The sequence below is a fragment of the Bacillus sp. S71 genome (genome assembly GCF_016625265.1).
Classification (GTDB): Bacteria; Bacillota; Bacilli; order Bacillales; family Bacillaceae_G; genus Bacillus_A; species Bacillus_A cereus.
In genome coordinates, this window is record NZ_JACVUW010000003.1 from 83,153 (window position 1) to 100,634 (window position 17,482).

The window sequence follows — 17,482 nt, forward strand, 5'->3', positions numbered from 1 at the left end:
ACCTTTCATCGCTAAAATAATAATTACTTAGTTCTTCACTACTTTATTATTAATAAAATCCATAGCAAATTTGTATATTTCATCAGGAGCGTATAAATAAATACTATGTGTGCCTTCAATTATTTTCACATCAGCTCTTAATAACTCGCTAGCAAACTCCCTATAATCTTTATTTTTTTGCTTTGTATACTTTGAATCTTTATTTTGCCTAGCAATTGCATCTATAAATAAAATAGGTGTTTCTTTTGGGATTGATAAGGAATTTGATTTTTTACTGTTATTATAGCTTTGTAAAAGTTCTTGCTTCATATCATCATTAAAAGCCCTTTTGTATGTAAGCGCTTTATAAATTTCTTTTTCTTGTTCGTTTAAAAAGGATTGCTTAATGACCTGGGGATTATAAGTAATAGAGGGAGCTAATCTCTGAAAACCAATTTTCGTTAAAATATTCATCCCTTTTATTTTTAATGAATCCACCATGCCTATTTTATGAGTTACGTACTGTTTAGGTAAACCAATATCTAATGCAATAATCCCTTTTACTTCACCCGGATATTTTTGTGCCCAATAAATAGCCTCTATACCCGATAGAGAGTGTGGTACTAAGATGTATGGTGGTTTATTTCCACTTCGAATAAGCGCTTCTCTTGTTTGTTCTAATATCGTATCAATATCTCTCTCATCTTGAAAAACATCACTGTATCCATAACCAGCTCTCTCAATTACAGAAATCTTGTTTTCTTTCGAAAATTTACTATATAAGCCTTTCAATTCATAAACAGGAGCGGCAATTCCAGATCCGGCCATAAATACAAACGTATCCTCCCCGCTCCCCTCATTATAAACATTCAATTTTTTATTATCGAAATTAACAAGTTCGCCTTCATTGTTCATTAATTCCGATTCCATTTTTAATTGATAGTTATGATATATAAATACAGCTCCTGTTCCAAAGAAAATCATACTAATACATATTAAAAATATTATTTTCACTGACTTTAATAATTTTTTCATTTGACACCCCTTTCAGCCTATACTAAAAGGGTACAATGTAAAAATAAATTTCTAATAAATTTTTCAAAATGAACATGTATTCTTTGTTTCTAATTATGGATTATTTTAATATCTACGCAAACCCTTCAAAGTCTCCAATATATCATCTGTAAAGGCTGTACTACCCTCTGTCTCTAAAACTCTGAAATATAAACTTCTTAAGAACGATCTAATATTTTGTACTAAAATAGCATGCTGCGGATGTCGGATGTCCTCAACAGTTGCTATACTATGTAGCCAATTGCTCCACTCTTCTTCAGTTAAAAGCTTTTGGTTATGTAACGACATAATTGGCTTTACTAATCTCTCATCCTCAAAGTGTACATATACGTAATCACTCAATCGAACCTTCTGACGAACAGCCGCAAGAATCGCATATGAAAACTCACGATTTTGAATTGTACGTGCTAACGCATCGAGCGCATCTGCTGCATGTGCAGTAGAGTGTGCCCAGCCTTTTCCTTCTACGTAGCCCCTTACATCTTCTTCTAAATATACATATTCCAACACTTGTTCTGCCACACTGTACAATTGTTCTTCCGATAACAACGGTTCTCTTTCATGAACAGATAAAATAAGTGGTGGAATTAATACGGAGAATGCACGTTTAAATACAGAGTCTGTTCCCTTTTCACCAATTTTATAAAATAAATAATCAGGACTAATTGCTTGTAACATTAATCCTCTTAACTCTTTTTGTCTAAATACATCATTTGTAATCCATGTGTGAAGCGTACTATAAATTAAATCATCACGTAATTCAGCATCAGGTGATCCGATATAATCTAGCATCCACTGCGCATATGGATATGCATCTACGTCTTCTGGTACAGCATAATTATTATTTTTAATTTGTAGTAGTTCTTCTTTTAATTCTAGTACTTCATTCATTAAATTTCTTGTCCCCTTTTTGCGTTTTTTAACATATTTTCGCCTTATCCCCTGTAATTGCCTATCCTTATATGAACTTGATTCAATTATATATAATTTATCCTAATAAATAAAAGGAAATACATTAAAATATCGCAGTCTATCACTTTGTTTACATGCCTTTCATGTAAGTTTAAGTTATAAAATAAAGTTTGTTTTTTCTTTTGTATTCAAACATAGTTACAATCCAAGGTTGTATCATTTTAGAACTTGTTTAATAAATTCTGTTTTAGCTTTTGTGTATGCTTCTCTATCTTGTTTAAATTTTTTAGCTAAATCTTGTTTAAGATTTGAATACTCATAAACTAATTGTGGATTTTCTCGTAAGTGGTTGCGAAATAAAAGTTGTTGCTCCCATCGCTCAGTTCCTTTAACCATCAAATGCAGGTGAGCTACACGCCTATTATTCTTAACTTTCACAAAGAACCTTCTCCAAGGTCTTTCATCTAATTCTGGGCTTACATAATGCCAATTATATATGGCCAATGTAGCTGAAATATCTAGTACTCTTTCAAATGAGTCTATTTCAGCCATTAGATCAATGATAGGTTTTGCAGGTAAATCAGGTATGGATGTACTTCCTATATGTATTACTTTGCTTATACCGAGAGGAGCAAGCAGTTCATATAGTTGCTGTTCTTCACATCGGCCTTTATCTTGCCAATCAGGATTTGCACTAACTATCTCTACTGACTCATTCGCCCATACAGGCCAATCGTTCGGATTCTCTTTTTTATCCATCTAATATCTCCCCTGTAATTAGTCTACATAACATAATTATAAACAACAAATATTGATTTATATTTCTCCTTATTTCTCCTTATTTCTCCTTATTTCTCCTTATTTCTCCTTATTTCCCCTTAAATCCTCGATACAGTGCAGTCCGTAATTCTTGTTTGTATTCTGCAATTTCTGGCATTTCGAGTTCTTCTGCTAGTCTGATAGCTAATTCAATATCATACGGTACTCGTACGAGTTGGATAGAAAAACTTTCTGCTTCTTTTTCATTGTAAGTCCCTTCAAATATTAAATAGGAAGCTTGTGTTATTTCAAGTGGGTTTCCTACGCTACCAGCATTACATAACGTTTTCCCTCTGAAATTTTGAACGAACGCTTGGTGAACATCACCGTAACAAACGACATCTGGTTTTCTTTCCCCTTCTATATTTTCTGTCAGATCACTATTTTCGAACATACTAATACGCTCTTCTCTTGAAGCGTGTGGTTGAATTCTTTCATACAAACTTCTCGGTGAAGCGTGGAACATACGAATGAGTTTGCCGCTCATAAAAAATTCGATTGAAAATGGTAAACTTCTTAAATAGTCGTTTTGTTCTTCTGATAATTGTTTTTGATGCCATTTTAATGCTTCAAATTCAGTCGGCTTTGTAATAAAATCATCCCAGTTTCCCATTACGACTACTTCACATTCTTTACGAATGATTTCAATTGCTTCACTGGAATGAGGTCCTTTTCCTACTAAATCTCCAAGACAAATAATGCGCTCGATTCCTCTTAATTTAATGTCTTGTAGCACAGATTCTAAAGCTGGAATATTACCATGTATATCTGAAATTATCGCTATTTTATCCATATGAATCCCTCCGTTATTTATTATTTACTATATCTACATGTTGTGATTGATACCATTTTGGAATATAAGATGAAAAATGATTATGCTCTTCTAAAATTCCGTTTAATCTTTCCTTCATATCATCTACTAAATGCGGCGTACTTCGGTTCGTCCATACGATATCAGCTGGGAATGTCATTGCTGCATATAACGAATACAGTTTCCAAAAATGAAGCGATGGTTCGCCTCCGCAATAACCGTGAACTTGTCCAACCGCAAATGGTTTACTTATTCTTGTAGTAAAAATCGCTACATTATAAAAATCGTGTATTGGATCGCCAAAATCATATCCACCAAAATCAATAACGATAAACTCCTTATTATGAATCATACTATTTGCTGGATGGAAGTCATCATGTAAAAATCTTATTGGACGATTTTTCAATAAATCTTTATGATTCTCTACAAAGGTTAATACTGGCTTCAAATCCAGAAAATTCACCTCGTAATCTGCTAGTGCCTCTATGTATCTTTCGTATTTATTCCATCTAGATGTTTCCCATTTATTACTTGCACTTTCTCTTTCAATTGAGTGAATCCTCTTTAATACTTCCCCCGCTTTTCTTCCTGCATTATACTGTTCTTCCACCGTTAGCTTCGTTAAACCTTCTTCACCATTTATACCTCGGGTCCATTCAAATACTTGAACACATTTATTTAATTTCTCAAGTATTATGAAATGAATTAACTTGGGTGTTGGAATATGTAATGACTCTAATTGTTGCATATACGTATATTCTTCTTGTTTACGTTCAAAATGAACAGCATCACATATTTTTACAAAATAAGTTTCTTGATTCTTTAATTCAATTTTATACTTCTCTTCATGTGAAAAACCTTTTGAAATAGCTGTACACTTTGCAATACGAGGCCATTCTAGTTTTCTCTCTATCTCTCTAAGCATTTCTTCCACAACATTCACCTCTATTAATATATGTACAAACTACCTAGCACTTCATGCTCTCGTTTATTTCCACCTGTAAACTCTACTGCAAATGGATTTTCGCCATTCTTATTCAAATGTTCTAGCACTAGCCCTTCTTCAATCGGTTCACAAAACTGTACATGAATATCTCCAAACACTACACTTTGACACTCAGCATTCCATTTTTCATTTTTCACAACTGAGCTTGTAGATAGTCCCATTACTTCTTTCCATTTCCGCACCGTTTCTCGAACGTTTTTCACTGCATAATGGATTGTTTCAATTTGTTGTACTTTGTTTTTATGTTCCGTAATCGTTCCAATGTTACGTAAATCGTTTCTTCTTTCTTCGTCCGTTTCATTCCACTGTATAAAGAAAGGTAATTTCAGTTCGTTCTCTTCTTGCTTAACAAATAACATTTTCCATTCTAAAAGCCGGCCATCTTTTCTCATGCGTTTCCCTTCAAATGGCCCTATCGTATGTAAACCGTGCTTCTTAAAGTTAACTACTAGCTCCTCAATTGCATCTGTTCGGATTGCGATTTGTAGCATTCCTTCTCCATTTTGTAGTTTCACCACTGTTTCTTGTACTAATGGGTTTTCTGCTTCTTTCGCTTTTTCTTCATGTTGAACTGCTAAAAATTCTATATATGATAAATCAAAATAACTTAAACTATTCCAAGTACCCCAATTCGTATGCTCTCCGCCTAATACAGTATGAAATCCAAGTTCCTGCATTTGTTTTGCCGCTTCCTCCAGTGTACCATGAACTGTGTGAACGAGATGATCAAATCGTAACATGTCTTTCTCCCCTTTCTCTCCATCCTTTTATTGTATATTTTATTTTTCTTTCATTCAATTCAAAAACTTTAAAACCTAGTTGATTTATACGATTAATATGTATTATAATGAAACAAATTTAATTATTGCTGATTGGAAAAACCAAAGGCACTTTTCTCATACGGGAAAAGTGTCTTTTTCATTTATTATTACAGGGGGATTATTTATGCAGAAATTAATTGTCTTTGCTATTATTGGATTTTTCGCTCAATTGATCGATGGAGCACTTGGAATGGCGTATGGGGTAACGTCTACTTCACTATTATTAATGTTTGGTATTGCACCGGCTGTAGCTTCCGCATCGGTTCATTTAGCTGAAGTCGTTACAACTGCAGCTTCTGGCGCATCTCATATCAAATTTGGAAACGTTGATAAATATACAGTTTCCAGGCTTACATTACCTGGGGCAATCGGCGCATTTGTTGGGGCATGTTTTTTAAGTAATTTGCCTGGCGATGTAATCAAACCGTACATTTCCGTATTTTTATTTACTTTAGGGGTTTATATTTTATTACGATTCATCATTCAAAAACAAATTGTCACTTCAAATAAGCGTATGTCTGCAAAACAACTTGTGCCGCTTGGTTTATTCGCTGGATTCGTTGATTCAACTGGTGGCGGTGGTTGGGGGCCGATTACGACGCCTGTTCTTCTAGCAAGAGGAAATGAAGCTAGAAAAGTTATTGGATCTGTAGATACAAGTGAATTTCCTGTTTCACTCGCTGCAACAATTGGCTTCTTCATCTCACTTGGCTGGGAACAAGTAAGCTGGGTTTGGGTATTTGCCTTAATGCTTGGCGGTATTGTCGCAGCTCCAATTGCTGCATGGTTAGTTCGTATCGTTCCAGCACATTTACTTGGGGTATTAGTTGGCGGTCTTATTATCTTTACGAATATACGTACACTGCTTACTACATTTAAAGTGGATCCAACTATTATTTCACTTTCTTACGTTGCAGTTGGTCTTGTCGTTATTATTTCTATTTTCATTGCTGTTCGAAATCATTCCAATCGTCCTAACGCATCAACCGCTGAGTATCCAAATGATCAGAAGCAAATGCTACCATAACTATAAGAAATACCGCCCAATTTAGAGCGGTATTTTTTATTTTTCTATTTTCCAATTAATCATCGTTTCTGTAGCATTTACTCTCTTCATATGTAACTTTTCTAAAACACGAATCGAACTATAATTATCTAGAAGTGTCTCTGCAATTATTGTTTCTACCTCTCCTGTTTTGAAAGCCCAATCGATTAGTTCTCTTACAGCTTCTGTTGCATAGCCCTTATTCCAATATTTCTCAATAAATCCATAGCCAATTTCCACTGTTTGATTCTCGTTTGGTTTCCCTTTAAACCCAATATCACCTATAACGCTATCATCTTCTTTCCGAAGAACATACCACGCGCCCCATGGTAATATAGCTGCATCTTGTTTTACATTCTTTACATGCCCTACAATATGCGGACCGCTATTGTATCCTTGCTCGTTAGCAATTTGAATTCTCTCTTCTGTACACGGCACTATATAGAGCCTTTCTGTTTCTAATTTCATATTGATTTCCCCTTTTTGCTTAAACGTTACTCTAATTATAACAAATAATATGACTTTATTATGAATGTCGAATTATATTTTTCTGAATTTTCTTTTAATTTAGAGGGTTTTTCAATATTTTTTGCGAAACATTTGTATAACAATTTTTTCTTTGCTTATTGCTACATAATAGTAGGTTCGGGTGGAGTTTTGCAAGCGTTTCCTATACAATAACCGATATTTTTTGACTTTTCCTAACAAAATATCTTGCAATATATTCAGAAAGTCATTACAATTGCCATATATTAAAAATCTTAGCAATATATAAATCCTCATCAATCCGATGAGGTAGAGGTTGCGACTTTTAATAGTAAAACGGACGAGACACAGAGAATGTCAGCTGACTCCGTTTGAAAGGAAAAGTTGCCGAAGTTTATATTTCTTCTCTGGAAATATGAGCTGGGGCTGTCTCCGAAAGGAACAGAACTGTCACGTTTACAAAATTACCGTGTAAACGTGGGGTGCTATCTTAACGGAAGGGTATGATGGGGTGGTTATTTGTGAAACGTTCCGCCAAATTCCTTTGGCGGTTTTTTGTATTTTTCTCCCCCGCTCCTTCCTAACCTACAAGAAAAGGAGTGTTGAACATGAATAGCGCAACAAATCAATCTACCTCTAAAACGCAAACTACACAAGGACAAGGTGAATTAAAACGCGGATTAAAATCTCGTCACCTTACGATGATTTCTCTCGGTGGTACAATTGGTACCGGACTATTTCTTGCCAGCGGTGGTGTCATCCATACAGCTGGACCTGGTGGCGCATTAATTGCATACGCCGCAATTGGAATTATGGTTTATTTTTTAATGACAAGCTTAGCTGAACTTGCAGCTTACATGCCTGTTACTGGATCTTTTAGCACGTATGCAACAAAATTTGTTGATCCATCACTTGGCTTTGCACTTGGATGGAACTATTGGTATAACTGGGCAATTACGATTGCTGCTGAACTTGCAGCCGTAACATTAATTATGAAATTTTGGTTCCCAGATACCCCTTCTCTTATTTGGAGCGGATTATGTTTAGCTATTATTTTCCTTTTAAACTATTTATCTGTTAAAGGGTTTGGTGAATCTGAATATTGGTTCGCACTTATTAAAGTAGTTACGATTATTATCTTTTTAATTGTTGGTTTCATGATGATTTTTGGAATTATGGGCGGTGAAACGGTTGGATTTAAAAACTTCACTGTTGCAGATGCACCATTTAACGGCGGTATCATGGCAATTATCGGTGTGTTTATGGCAGCTGGTTTCTCATTCCAAGGTACTGAACTATTAGGAGTAGCTGCTGGTGAAACGTCTGATCCAGAACGTAATATCCCAAAAGCAATTCGTTCAATCTTTTGGCGTATTCTTTTATTCTATATCCTTGCGATTCTCGTTATCGGTTTATTAATTCCTTATACAACTGAAAGCCTTGCTGCAAGTGATGTTACAGTAAGTCCGTTTACACTTATTTTTGAAAAAGCGGGCGTTGCCTTTGCTGCCTCTGTTATGAACGCTGTTATTTTAACTGCTGTACTATCTGCTGGTAACTCTGGTATGTATGCATCAACTCGTATGCTTTGGGATTTAGCACGCCAAGGAAAAGCACCAAAGTTTCTTGGTAAATTAGATAGCCGCGGTGTACCTGTTAACGCGTTAATCGTAACGTCAATTGTTGGTAGTATTGCTTTCATTGCTTCTTTATTCGGTGATGGTGTTGTATACATTTGGTTATTAAACGCATCCGGAATGTCTGGTTTTATCGCATGGGTTGGAATTGCAATTAGTCATTACCGTTTCCGTAAAGCATATATCGCACAAGGAAAAGATTTTAATGACTTACCATATAGAGCAAAATGGTTCCCATTCGGTCCAATCTTCGCATTTACACTTTGTATCATCGTAATTTTAGGACAAAACTACGGCGCATTTATGGGTGAAGCAATTGATTGGAACGGTGTACTCGTTTCTTACATCGGTTTACCACTCTTCTTAGTACTATGGTTAGGTTATAAATTTACGAAAAAAACAAAAGTGATTCCACTTGATAAATGTGAACTAAAATAAAGTGAAACGAGCAAACAAATTTGTTTGCTCGTTTTTTGTTGCAAACCTCTTTACTTCCCTATTGCTCCTGTTTTTGCAATAATAAAGGAAATATAAATAAAGGTTGGGATACAATGAACATCCGCATTACTGATGAAGCGAAAGCAGCTATACATAGATTAGAACTTGAAGATAAAAAAATCGTTCGCATTAGAGGAACAATGACGAACTCTTGTAGTATTTTCGTTGATATCGATTTAATTTGGGATACATATAACGCAGATGATGTTGTATATGAAGATGCAGAGCTTATCGTACAAATGGATTCATTCACGAAAGACTACACTGGTGATACGGTGAAACTTGATTATAAGACGACAGGTTTTAGTATTACGACTCCGAGTGAGACTTTGGTTTATGGATTGTCGATTAAAAAATAAAAATTGTTTTCATTTGACCACCGAGGTGAAAAAATGGGTAAATATGTTCCGTTAAAATTTTTATTTAATGAAGAATTAGCAGAAAAAATAGCTGATTCTATTTGTAAACACGATCCTTGTTTCTCTAAAAGCATCTTTGTAGATTCTGTAGCTTGTAAAGTTGAAAATTTAGAGTTAAAACAGCGTATTGAAGTAATTGCAGATGAATTACACAATGCTTTACAAAAAGATTTTAATGCTGCAATACATATATTACTGAAAACATTAGGACCAGAAAATACAACAGAAGTAGGCACATTTACAAATGGATATATGTACATGCCTGTTGCAAAATACGTTGAAAAATATGGGCTTAACGATTTTAAAATCTCGTTTAATGCAATGTATGAAATAACGAAAAGGAATACTGCTGAATATGCCATTCGGCCCTTTCTTGAAACATACCATGAAGATACACTAAACATATTACAACAGTGGATTCATGACGAAAACAGCCACATTAGGAGATTAGTTTCTGAAGGTACAAGACCAAGGCTTCCTTGGGCTAAAAAAATAGGAGCTCTAAAAGGTGATTTTAAGTACAATTTACAACTTCTTGAACCATTAATGAATGACCCTTCTAAATATGTTCAAAAATCTGTAGCCAATCATATTAACGATATTACGAAAGAAGATAAAGAACTCGTTTTTCAGTGGTTACAGCAATTACGTGATAAACAGCATCCTATTAATCCTTGGATTATAAAACATGGGTTAAGAACAGTTATTAAAAATGGTACTTTACCAAAAGATTTTTGTTTTTGAGTATATTAAATAAAAACGCTATCTTTTCCTATGATTCTAGAAAAAGAATAGCGTTTTTTTACTCGTCCAGCATTTAGTAGGTATAACTTTTTATATTTCAAAAGACTTTTCTCTCTAAAAATATTTTTCATACAAATTTTCACATTCTAAAAAATCTATAAATTTCTTATAATGTGTCACTGTTCTTTCTAAAGCAATCATTAAAACAAAAATAAAATAAATTGCTTGGATTCCATTCATATAATTAAAGAGTGATTCAAATATATATACAATACTTGCAATCATAGAACAAAACCATAAATAAAACTTCATTTTCAGCTTTTTAATTTTTTGCTTAGTTGTCTTACAATACTGGCCATGAACTCTTATAAACAAATAAATTGCTGTATGTAAAATAATAATTGAAAATTGAAAACTTCGATTGTCCTCCGAACTAAATTCAGAAAAATCTATTTCTAATGAATGTAATACTATCCAAATAGAAAATAAAGATAGCAGAAATACATATAAAAAACCAATTAATAATTCAAAAATAAAGAGCCAAGGTTTATTTATGATTGAGTAAAATGGATTTAGATATTTTATGGTTAATAAAAATTTTCTCACTAAATCAGTAATAATAATTGATGTATTAGTTATATTCATATAGAAAAGTAATGTTATTGGAACTAATAACATTATAGTGATGCCCCAAACAGTAATCTTAATGCCTGATAAAAAGAAAACAGCTCCATAAATTATAACTGAAAAAATAAAAGTTGATACTGGAACAAACATTAAAAATGTAAAAGTTCTTATTATGATTAAATCCCCTAAAAAATCTTTTATTATGGAAACGTGTATTTTTTCCTCCTTGTATTTTTTCACAGTATCAACTATTTCTTTCTCAGATAAAAGAAAACACTTCAATCTATTAAACATAAAAAAACCCCTTTATATTAAAAAGATTAAAATATATACCAAACTGTTATTAAAATTTCATAAAAATAATTGTAAATTTTGTATAAGCATTTTTTTCACTTTCAACTGTAATTAAGGCGTGATGTGCCTCTATAATAGCTTTGACAAGTGCCAATCCAATTCCGGTCGATCCGTGCTTTTTAGAACTACTTGATTTATAGAATCGTTCAAAAATATGAGGTAATTCTTCAGCTGAAATTCCCTCTCCAAAGTCTTGGATTACTAGTTCTGTATAGATTGGAGAATTTTTGGCCTGAATCATTATTTTACCACCGGGTTTAGAATGTTCGATTGCATTCTTCAACAGGTTTATCAAAGCTTCCTGCATCCATAATTTGTCGTGAATAACGACTATTTCTCTTGGTGCATTCCAATCAATCAAAATATTTTTATCACTTATCATGCTTTGCAAGCGATTTAGTACTTCCTCAGTCGTATCTACTAAATTCCCTGGCTCTTTATCAAACGAAATCGCTTTTGCATCAATTTTTGCTACTTTTAACAAATTCTGAATTAAGACATTCATTCTAGAAATCTGAATATCATTATTTTGTAGTAATTGAGCTTGTTGCTCTCGGGATAGTTTCTCATTTAACAACATTTCATTATAGATAGAAATAGTTGAAAGCGGCGTTTTTAACTGATGAGATATATCCTGCAACATTTCTCCTAAAAACCGTTTCTCTTCAAGCAAATCATGCATATTTTTTCTAATGATATCCCTCATTGAACGAAATGAAATCGCCAGTTTCGCGAAATCCCCCTCTTTATTTTCATTGATGACAACCGAGTAATCTCCCTCGATTATCTTTTTTGCAGCTCTAGTAAGCTGGCTAATCTTATTGAAAATAATTTTTTGTTGCATGTAGTTTGCAACAAAAAGTAAAAATCCAAAAGCAATCAATCCCCACATCATAAATTGATTGTGATTAATAATTAGATTATTTAAGTGAGGAAAAAATTTTGAATCCAAGTCTTCATATAATCCATATTGCTTTAGGATCTCTGTCCCTTTTTCCTGATATTTACTTGAGTGAGACGAATGACTTGATAAGACTTTCATAATTTCCGCTTCATTTTCTGGATTCTGCTCTACCAACCTAGCTGTAATTTCCCCCCATGTTGCAATAGAGTCTCTTTTCAAATGATCATAAAATAATTGTTGAATAATAAATTGGTAAATCACAAATATAGATAAAAGGACGGCTAGTATCGTCATATAGCTTTTTAACTCGGTATTTTTCATTATCTTGCTCACCCAATCACGTCCTTGCTCCAACGATAACCATATCCTCTTTCGGTAACGATAAACTGTGGTTTTTGAGGATTGTCTTCAACTTTAGCTCTTAAACGCTTTATGTATACAGATAACGTGTTTTCATCAAAAAAAACATTTTCTCCTTCTGTTATTTGTTGTAGGAGTTCATCTCTTTTTAATGCTTTGTGAGAATTCTTCATGAAATTCAATAGCAGCTTGTATTCTAAATTCGTCAATGTAATACTTTCACAATTTTTATAAACCTTGACTAGGTTCGTATCGATTCTTATATTCTCAGATCTTAAAATTTGAGATGGCGTTTCTAGCGACGCTTGTTTACGCAATTGTACTTTCACTCTGGCCATGAGTTCCCTAACCCGAAAAGGTTTGGTTATATAATCATCACCGCCTATATCCAGCCCCATTACCACATTTGCTTCTTCATCTAGTGCAGTTAAGAAAATAATAATCGAATTCTCGTTTTTCTTTTTAAAATACAAACATAAGTCATAACCATTACCATCTGGTAGGCCGATATCAAGGATGGACAAATCAAATGTATTGTGAACAAACTGGTGTTTAGCTTCTTTTACACTGGACGCTCTAATCACCTCATAACCTTCATTTCTCAATGAAAATTCGATGGCTATGCCAAGAGCTTCATCATCTTCAACTAGTAATATTTTTTTATTCAAGTATGCCCTCTCCTTTTTTCCCCTAGCTTATACTCCAATTACAATAGCCTGGCTATAATCTAGCCAGGCTTATAATATTATTGTTCTCTGATATTATCAATAATATTATCTTGTTGAATTTTTTTCAATGGATTTAAGACTGATAAATAACTAATTATTAAAGCTGAAACAAACGTAATGATACAAGCCTCATAGGGAATCGTCCATGTCATTTTCAACATATCAGATATAGCTAAATATATAATATAAGACAATATACAGCCAAAAAAGATTCCTTGTAAACTTCCAGAAAAACCGTAAATCAAAGCTTCATAGGTAATCATTTTTTTCAAATCCTTTTGTGACATACCAATGGATTTCAAAGCGGCCAATTCTTTTCGTCTAGTCATGATACTTATAGTTATAGTATTGAGGATATTAACGCTACTAATTAAAGAAATGACTGTGATGAAACCATATGCAAGCACTTGTAAAGTAAGTTTTTCTTCTTTTTTTGTTTTATTTTCTTGATAATTATTTACGATTGTAATGGTATAGCTTTTTCCAATCGTGTTTTCTATTTCCTTTACTGTCGCGGAAGATTGAGTTACATCCTTTAATTTAGTTTCAAAGCTATTCTCCTTTTTTTCGTATACTTTAGATATATTTTCAAGTGATTTCAATTGATGCAAAACTTGTTCACTTTCAGCTAAATGATCTGGATTATTATCCACTATCTTAATTGTAATATCCGATTTAACAGATAACTTATCAAAAGATTTAGATGCAAATGCAACACTCATTAAATACGAGAAAGTAATAAATAACACACTACTTATAATAATTGATAAGATTGTAATGGTATAGCGATTTTTATTTCGCTTAACATTTTTCATAGCCATGCTCAAAGGAATAGATAAAGGTTTTTTCACCATGGAATTCTTTTGTTTTTTGATTTGTTCCTTTTTAATTGACAACCTGCTACTAATTGCCAACAAAGGGGAGATTTTCCCTGCAAAATAAGCCGGGTACAAACTTGACGCTATTACAGAAAGCAAGGTAATAATCGAACTTACTAGTAAAATATTCCAATCAACATAAAATATCGAGACCGCTTTACTATTTTCCATTAAAAGTGAAAAAGTGAACTGCAGAGAGGCAAGTGCTATTAGGCTACATATAATTCCAATTGGTATAGCGATAACAGCCAGAAAAGTAGCTTCTCTCAGAACGATTTGTCTAATTTGCTTTCGTGTTGCACCAATGCTTCTCAACAAGCCAAACTGCCTCGTTCGTTCTACGACACTGATTTGAAAAGCGTTGTAAATCACAACAATTGTCGCTATCACAACAATGCTGATTGTAATAATTAGCGTAGCCATAATCGAATTATTGTAACCTGGTTTCTCTAATTGAATTAATTCATTACTTATATTAATATTATTTTCTCCGGAAATGGTCTTGAGTCCCTCTAAAACCTCATTAAAGTTTGCTTTTGAGCTAATTCCAACTAATATTTTTCCTTCACCAGCGCTAAACTTACTCTTATAGGTTAGTAACCGTCCCACCTTATTTTCCTGTGTATATGTACTATCACTTAGAAAACCAACCAATTTGTATTTTTTTTCATTTAATTCGAATGAATCACCTATTTGAATATTTTCTTTTATATAAGGTAATACCCAGGGATCAACAGCAACTTCTTGATCATTAGATGGCAATCTGCCCTTAATAATACTGTATTTTAAAAATTCCAAGGCGTTATCATCAGCAAAATTTATTTTTACAGCAGCCTCTCCAACTTGGACTGTTTCTCCCTGTGACATTAAACCAAATGATTCAATTTGCGGGTTATATTTAATTTTTTTCAATATCGATTCATCGTAATTTAATACAACGGCATGAAAAGAATACCCTTGCCTCTTTTTCGTATTCTCGATTTGAGAAATCTGAGTACCGTTCATAAATAGGCCGATTGTAGAAATTAACGATACAGAGAGTACGATTCCTATCAAAGTTAAAATTGTTCGTTTCTTATTTCCCTTTAAGTATCTCCTGCTTAATTGTTTATAATTACCAATCAAGATTAGTTTCCTCCCGTCTTAGGCTTATTCGTGGATAGCCACTGATCGGAAATGATTTGGCCATCTTCAATTGTAATAATACGGTCAGAAGTTGATGCAATTTTTAAATCGTGAGTAATCAATACAATAGTTTGATTATATTTTTTTGCTGTCAATCTTAATAAATCCATGACTTCTTTTGTGTTTTGAGTATCCAGATTTCCTGTAGGTTCATCAGCTAAGATTAAATGTGGGCGATTTATAAGTGCCCTCCCAATCGAAACCCGTTGTTGCTGACCTCCTGATAATTCAGATGGTAAATGATTTCGTCTTTCATGAAGTCCCAGAATTTCAATAATTTCGTCCATATAAGGATTATCTACAGGTTCATTATCTAGTAAAGTGGGCAAAGCTATATTCTCTTGCACATTCAATACAGGAATTAAATTAAAGAACTGAAATATAAAACCAACTTTTCTTCTTCTAAATATCGAAAGTTCATTATCTGAATAATTATAAATATTGTTCTCTCCAATAAATACTTGTCCTGAACTCGGACGGTCCAATCCTCCCAAAATATGCAACAATGTACTTTTACCTGAGCCAGAAGCTCCTACGATTGAAACAAATTCCCCTTGCTGTATAGAAAGATTTATGCCCTTCAAAGCATCTACCCTACTATTTCCTTCACCATAACTTTTGACTACATTTTCTATTCTTACGATTTCCATTTATATCACCTTATTTTCATTTTAATTTAGTCTTGTACCTCTACAAAGTTTATTTTATTCTGATTATTCGAAGAGAGCTTATCAATCTGTTGTAAAACTTTGTCTACTTCTTGTTTGTTTTTATAATCAAAATTACGTTTTTGAAATTGAATCAATTTCATTATTGACTCTGATTCAGAAATTGTATTATAGTCTTGGTCGTTTAGAATAACAAGGTTCATTGGAACATACCCAATCCAAATTTGCTGTTTAACATACTGGGCAGATACCATCTTACCGTTCAAATTCAACTGGTTATTTTCAAAATTAGCAACCGTTGAATTATCAACCGCATAAGAAAATAATAGATTCTGATCACTAGATACTTTATTTTTATCTTTCACCCTCTCAGAAATAATAGATGCTAAATTTGGATTTTTTCTAGCTCTTAGAAGTCCCTTATTAAATAATTTTACCGCGGTAGAACTATTAATAACTGCATATTCTGTAGTGTTGATTTCAAATTCTTCATTTGTATCATTTTGTTTCTTATCTTCTTCTGATAATGGAATCCTTTTTGTTGTTGTGACGTACTTTACCTTATAGTCTATTGATTGTTTAGTGTCATCTTTAAACTCTTGTTTAACTTTTTCTACGTCAGTTGCAGTACCACTAACTAGAATCCCATCGACTGGTTGTCCTGGACCTTGCACATAACGTTTTACTCCTAATCCTATTCCTATAAAAATAGCAATAACAACTGTATAACTTATAATTTTTTTCATTAGAATACTCCTTTAGTAAATGATTTATATCTGGATTATAGATGAGTTTTTTTCATAAGTTAATGACTTCTATCTAACTATGTGACTTCTAATCTTACAATTTTGTAAGATTAGTATTCCCCATGCTCAACAAGCTAAATTTATATAATAATAATCTTATACGTTATTATTCTCTTTTTTATTGAAACGGGTCGAATCACAGGCAATAACCCGACCTATAATGATTAATGTTACAGATAATAACTTAAGGCCCGTCTTATATATAATCTAAATCTTTAAAATAAACAAAGGATATTACTCCTAATACAGCACCAACTATCCCTAGCATCAAACCCTTATACTTTTGTATAAACATCTTATTCCTCTTTTCGTACAAATAAATTATTCCATATATAACAATACTAAATTATGGAATGTTTCCAAAGAATTAAAACGTTTTTATATTCAGTTTATACGTCTACTTCTTTACTTATCCCATAGATAAGTAAATCCAAAGGGATACAAAAACGTCACTTCTTTTATAAACAGTACGACTTTATTGTTACTTAATAGTAGTGAGAAATATCACATATCTCATAAAAGGGCTGGGCGGAAATTTAAGTTTACTAAATACCTTTTCTAAAGTTTGAGTGCACCCTTTTTCTGTACACTCCATCCAATCTTTCATCAAACAACTACCTTCTCCCATAATTTTAAAGGATTCCCACTCGATTATCCCGAATATATAAATTACTATTCTCACAAGGAGCGAATTTATATGAATCTATTCGAACACGAAACG

17 protein-coding genes, 1 pseudogene and 1 riboswitch are annotated in these 17,482 nt (G+C 33.1%); of the genes and pseudogenes, 4 read left to right on the forward strand and 14 right to left on the reverse strand.

Going from position 1 to position 17,482, the window contains the following annotated elements:
* Positions 1–27: 27 nt before the first annotated feature.
* The 6 genes from IBT51_RS07430 to IBT51_RS07455 form a co-directional block, all read right to left on the reverse strand.
* Positions 28–1,014: an alpha/beta hydrolase gene (locus IBT51_RS07430; RefSeq protein ID WP_200458216.1), complete on the reverse strand. Its 987-nt coding sequence runs from the start codon at positions 1,012–1,014 to the stop codon at positions 28–30.
* Positions 1,015–1,119: 105 nt separating this feature from the next.
* Entirely contained in the window at positions 1,120–1,944 is an 825-nt protein-coding gene (locus IBT51_RS07435; RefSeq protein ID WP_001006686.1) for a DUF2785 domain-containing protein, read from the reverse strand.
* 237 nt (positions 1,945–2,181) lie between these two features.
* Positions 2,182–2,724 (reverse strand): GrpB family protein, encoded by a 543-nt coding sequence (locus tag IBT51_RS07440; RefSeq protein ID WP_053564111.1) that lies wholly within the window; start codon positions 2,722–2,724, stop codon positions 2,182–2,184.
* A gap of 109 nt (positions 2,725–2,833) precedes the next feature.
* Positions 2,834–3,577: a metallophosphoesterase family protein gene (locus IBT51_RS07445; protein ID WP_088022776.1), complete on the reverse strand. Its 744-nt coding sequence runs from the start codon at positions 3,575–3,577 to the stop codon at positions 2,834–2,836.
* A 13-nt stretch (positions 3,578–3,590) separates the two neighbouring features.
* The gene (locus tag IBT51_RS07450; RefSeq protein ID WP_200458215.1) at positions 3,591–4,529 is read right to left on the reverse strand and encodes a phosphotransferase; all 939 of its coding nucleotides are present in this window, start codon (positions 4,527–4,529) and stop codon (positions 3,591–3,593) included.
* Between the two features lie 14 nt (positions 4,530–4,543).
* On the reverse strand, positions 4,544–5,341 hold the full coding sequence (locus IBT51_RS07455; protein ID WP_200458214.1) for a VOC family protein: 798 nt from the start codon (positions 5,339–5,341) through the stop codon (positions 4,544–4,546).
* Between the two features lie 205 nt (positions 5,342–5,546).
* Between IBT51_RS07455 and IBT51_RS07460 the strand changes: the two genes are divergently transcribed.
* The gene (locus tag IBT51_RS07460; protein ID WP_001170743.1) at positions 5,547–6,449 is read left to right on the forward strand and encodes a sulfite exporter TauE/SafE family protein; all 903 of its coding nucleotides are present in this window, start codon (positions 5,547–5,549) and stop codon (positions 6,447–6,449) included.
* 36 nt (positions 6,450–6,485) lie between these two features.
* Here the strand turns inward: IBT51_RS07460 and IBT51_RS07465 are convergent, their stop codons facing one another.
* Entirely contained in the window at positions 6,486–6,935 is a 450-nt protein-coding gene (locus tag IBT51_RS07465) for a GNAT family N-acetyltransferase (RefSeq protein ID WP_025117841.1), read from the reverse strand.
* A gap of 320 nt (positions 6,936–7,255) precedes the next feature.
* A riboswitch (Lysine riboswitch) is annotated at positions 7,256–7,449 on the forward strand.
* 112 nt (positions 7,450–7,561) lie between these two features.
* Here IBT51_RS07465 and IBT51_RS07470 point away from each other — a divergent pair.
* From IBT51_RS07470 to IBT51_RS07480, 3 genes are all read left to right on the forward strand, one after another.
* Complete coding sequence (locus tag IBT51_RS07470; protein ID WP_200458213.1) at positions 7,562–9,028, forward strand: amino acid permease; 1,467 nt, start codon at positions 7,562–7,564, stop codon at positions 9,026–9,028.
* A gap of 113 nt (positions 9,029–9,141) precedes the next feature.
* Positions 9,142–9,447, forward strand: coding sequence for an iron-sulfur cluster biosynthesis family protein (locus tag IBT51_RS07475; protein WP_029442697.1), 306 nt, complete (start codon positions 9,142–9,144; stop codon positions 9,445–9,447).
* Positions 9,448–9,480: 33 nt separating this feature from the next.
* Complete coding sequence (locus IBT51_RS07480; protein WP_000521691.1) at positions 9,481–10,251, forward strand: DNA alkylation repair protein; 771 nt, start codon at positions 9,481–9,483, stop codon at positions 10,249–10,251.
* 114 nt (positions 10,252–10,365) lie between these two features.
* Here IBT51_RS07480 and IBT51_RS07485 read toward each other — a convergent pair whose 3' ends face one another.
* The 7 genes and pseudogenes from IBT51_RS07485 to IBT51_RS27295 form a co-directional block, all read right to left on the reverse strand.
* Entirely contained in the window at positions 10,366–11,172 is an 807-nt protein-coding gene (locus IBT51_RS07485; RefSeq protein ID WP_053564107.1) for a hypothetical protein, read from the reverse strand.
* A gap of 49 nt (positions 11,173–11,221) precedes the next feature.
* Entirely contained in the window at positions 11,222–12,457 is a 1,236-nt protein-coding gene (locus tag IBT51_RS07490; protein WP_200458235.1) for a HAMP domain-containing sensor histidine kinase, read from the reverse strand.
* 8 nt (positions 12,458–12,465) lie between these two features.
* Positions 12,466–13,164 (reverse strand): response regulator transcription factor, encoded by a 699-nt coding sequence (locus IBT51_RS07495; protein WP_001035094.1) that lies wholly within the window; start codon positions 13,162–13,164, stop codon positions 12,466–12,468.
* A 77-nt stretch (positions 13,165–13,241) separates the two neighbouring features.
* Positions 13,242–15,227 (reverse strand): ABC transporter permease, encoded by a 1,986-nt coding sequence (locus IBT51_RS07500; RefSeq protein ID WP_053564106.1) that lies wholly within the window; start codon positions 15,225–15,227, stop codon positions 13,242–13,244.
* Between the two features lie 2 nt (positions 15,228–15,229).
* Entirely contained in the window at positions 15,230–15,937 is a 708-nt protein-coding gene (locus tag IBT51_RS07505; RefSeq protein WP_000407086.1) for an ABC transporter ATP-binding protein, read from the reverse strand.
* A gap of 26 nt (positions 15,938–15,963) precedes the next feature.
* Complete coding sequence (locus IBT51_RS07510; RefSeq protein WP_053564105.1) at positions 15,964–16,701, reverse strand: lipoprotein BA_5634 family protein; 738 nt, start codon at positions 16,699–16,701, stop codon at positions 15,964–15,966.
* A gap of 156 nt (positions 16,702–16,857) precedes the next feature.
* Positions 16,858–17,056, reverse strand: a pseudogene (locus IBT51_RS27295) (hypothetical protein).
* Between the last annotated feature and the right edge of the window lie 426 nt (positions 17,057–17,482).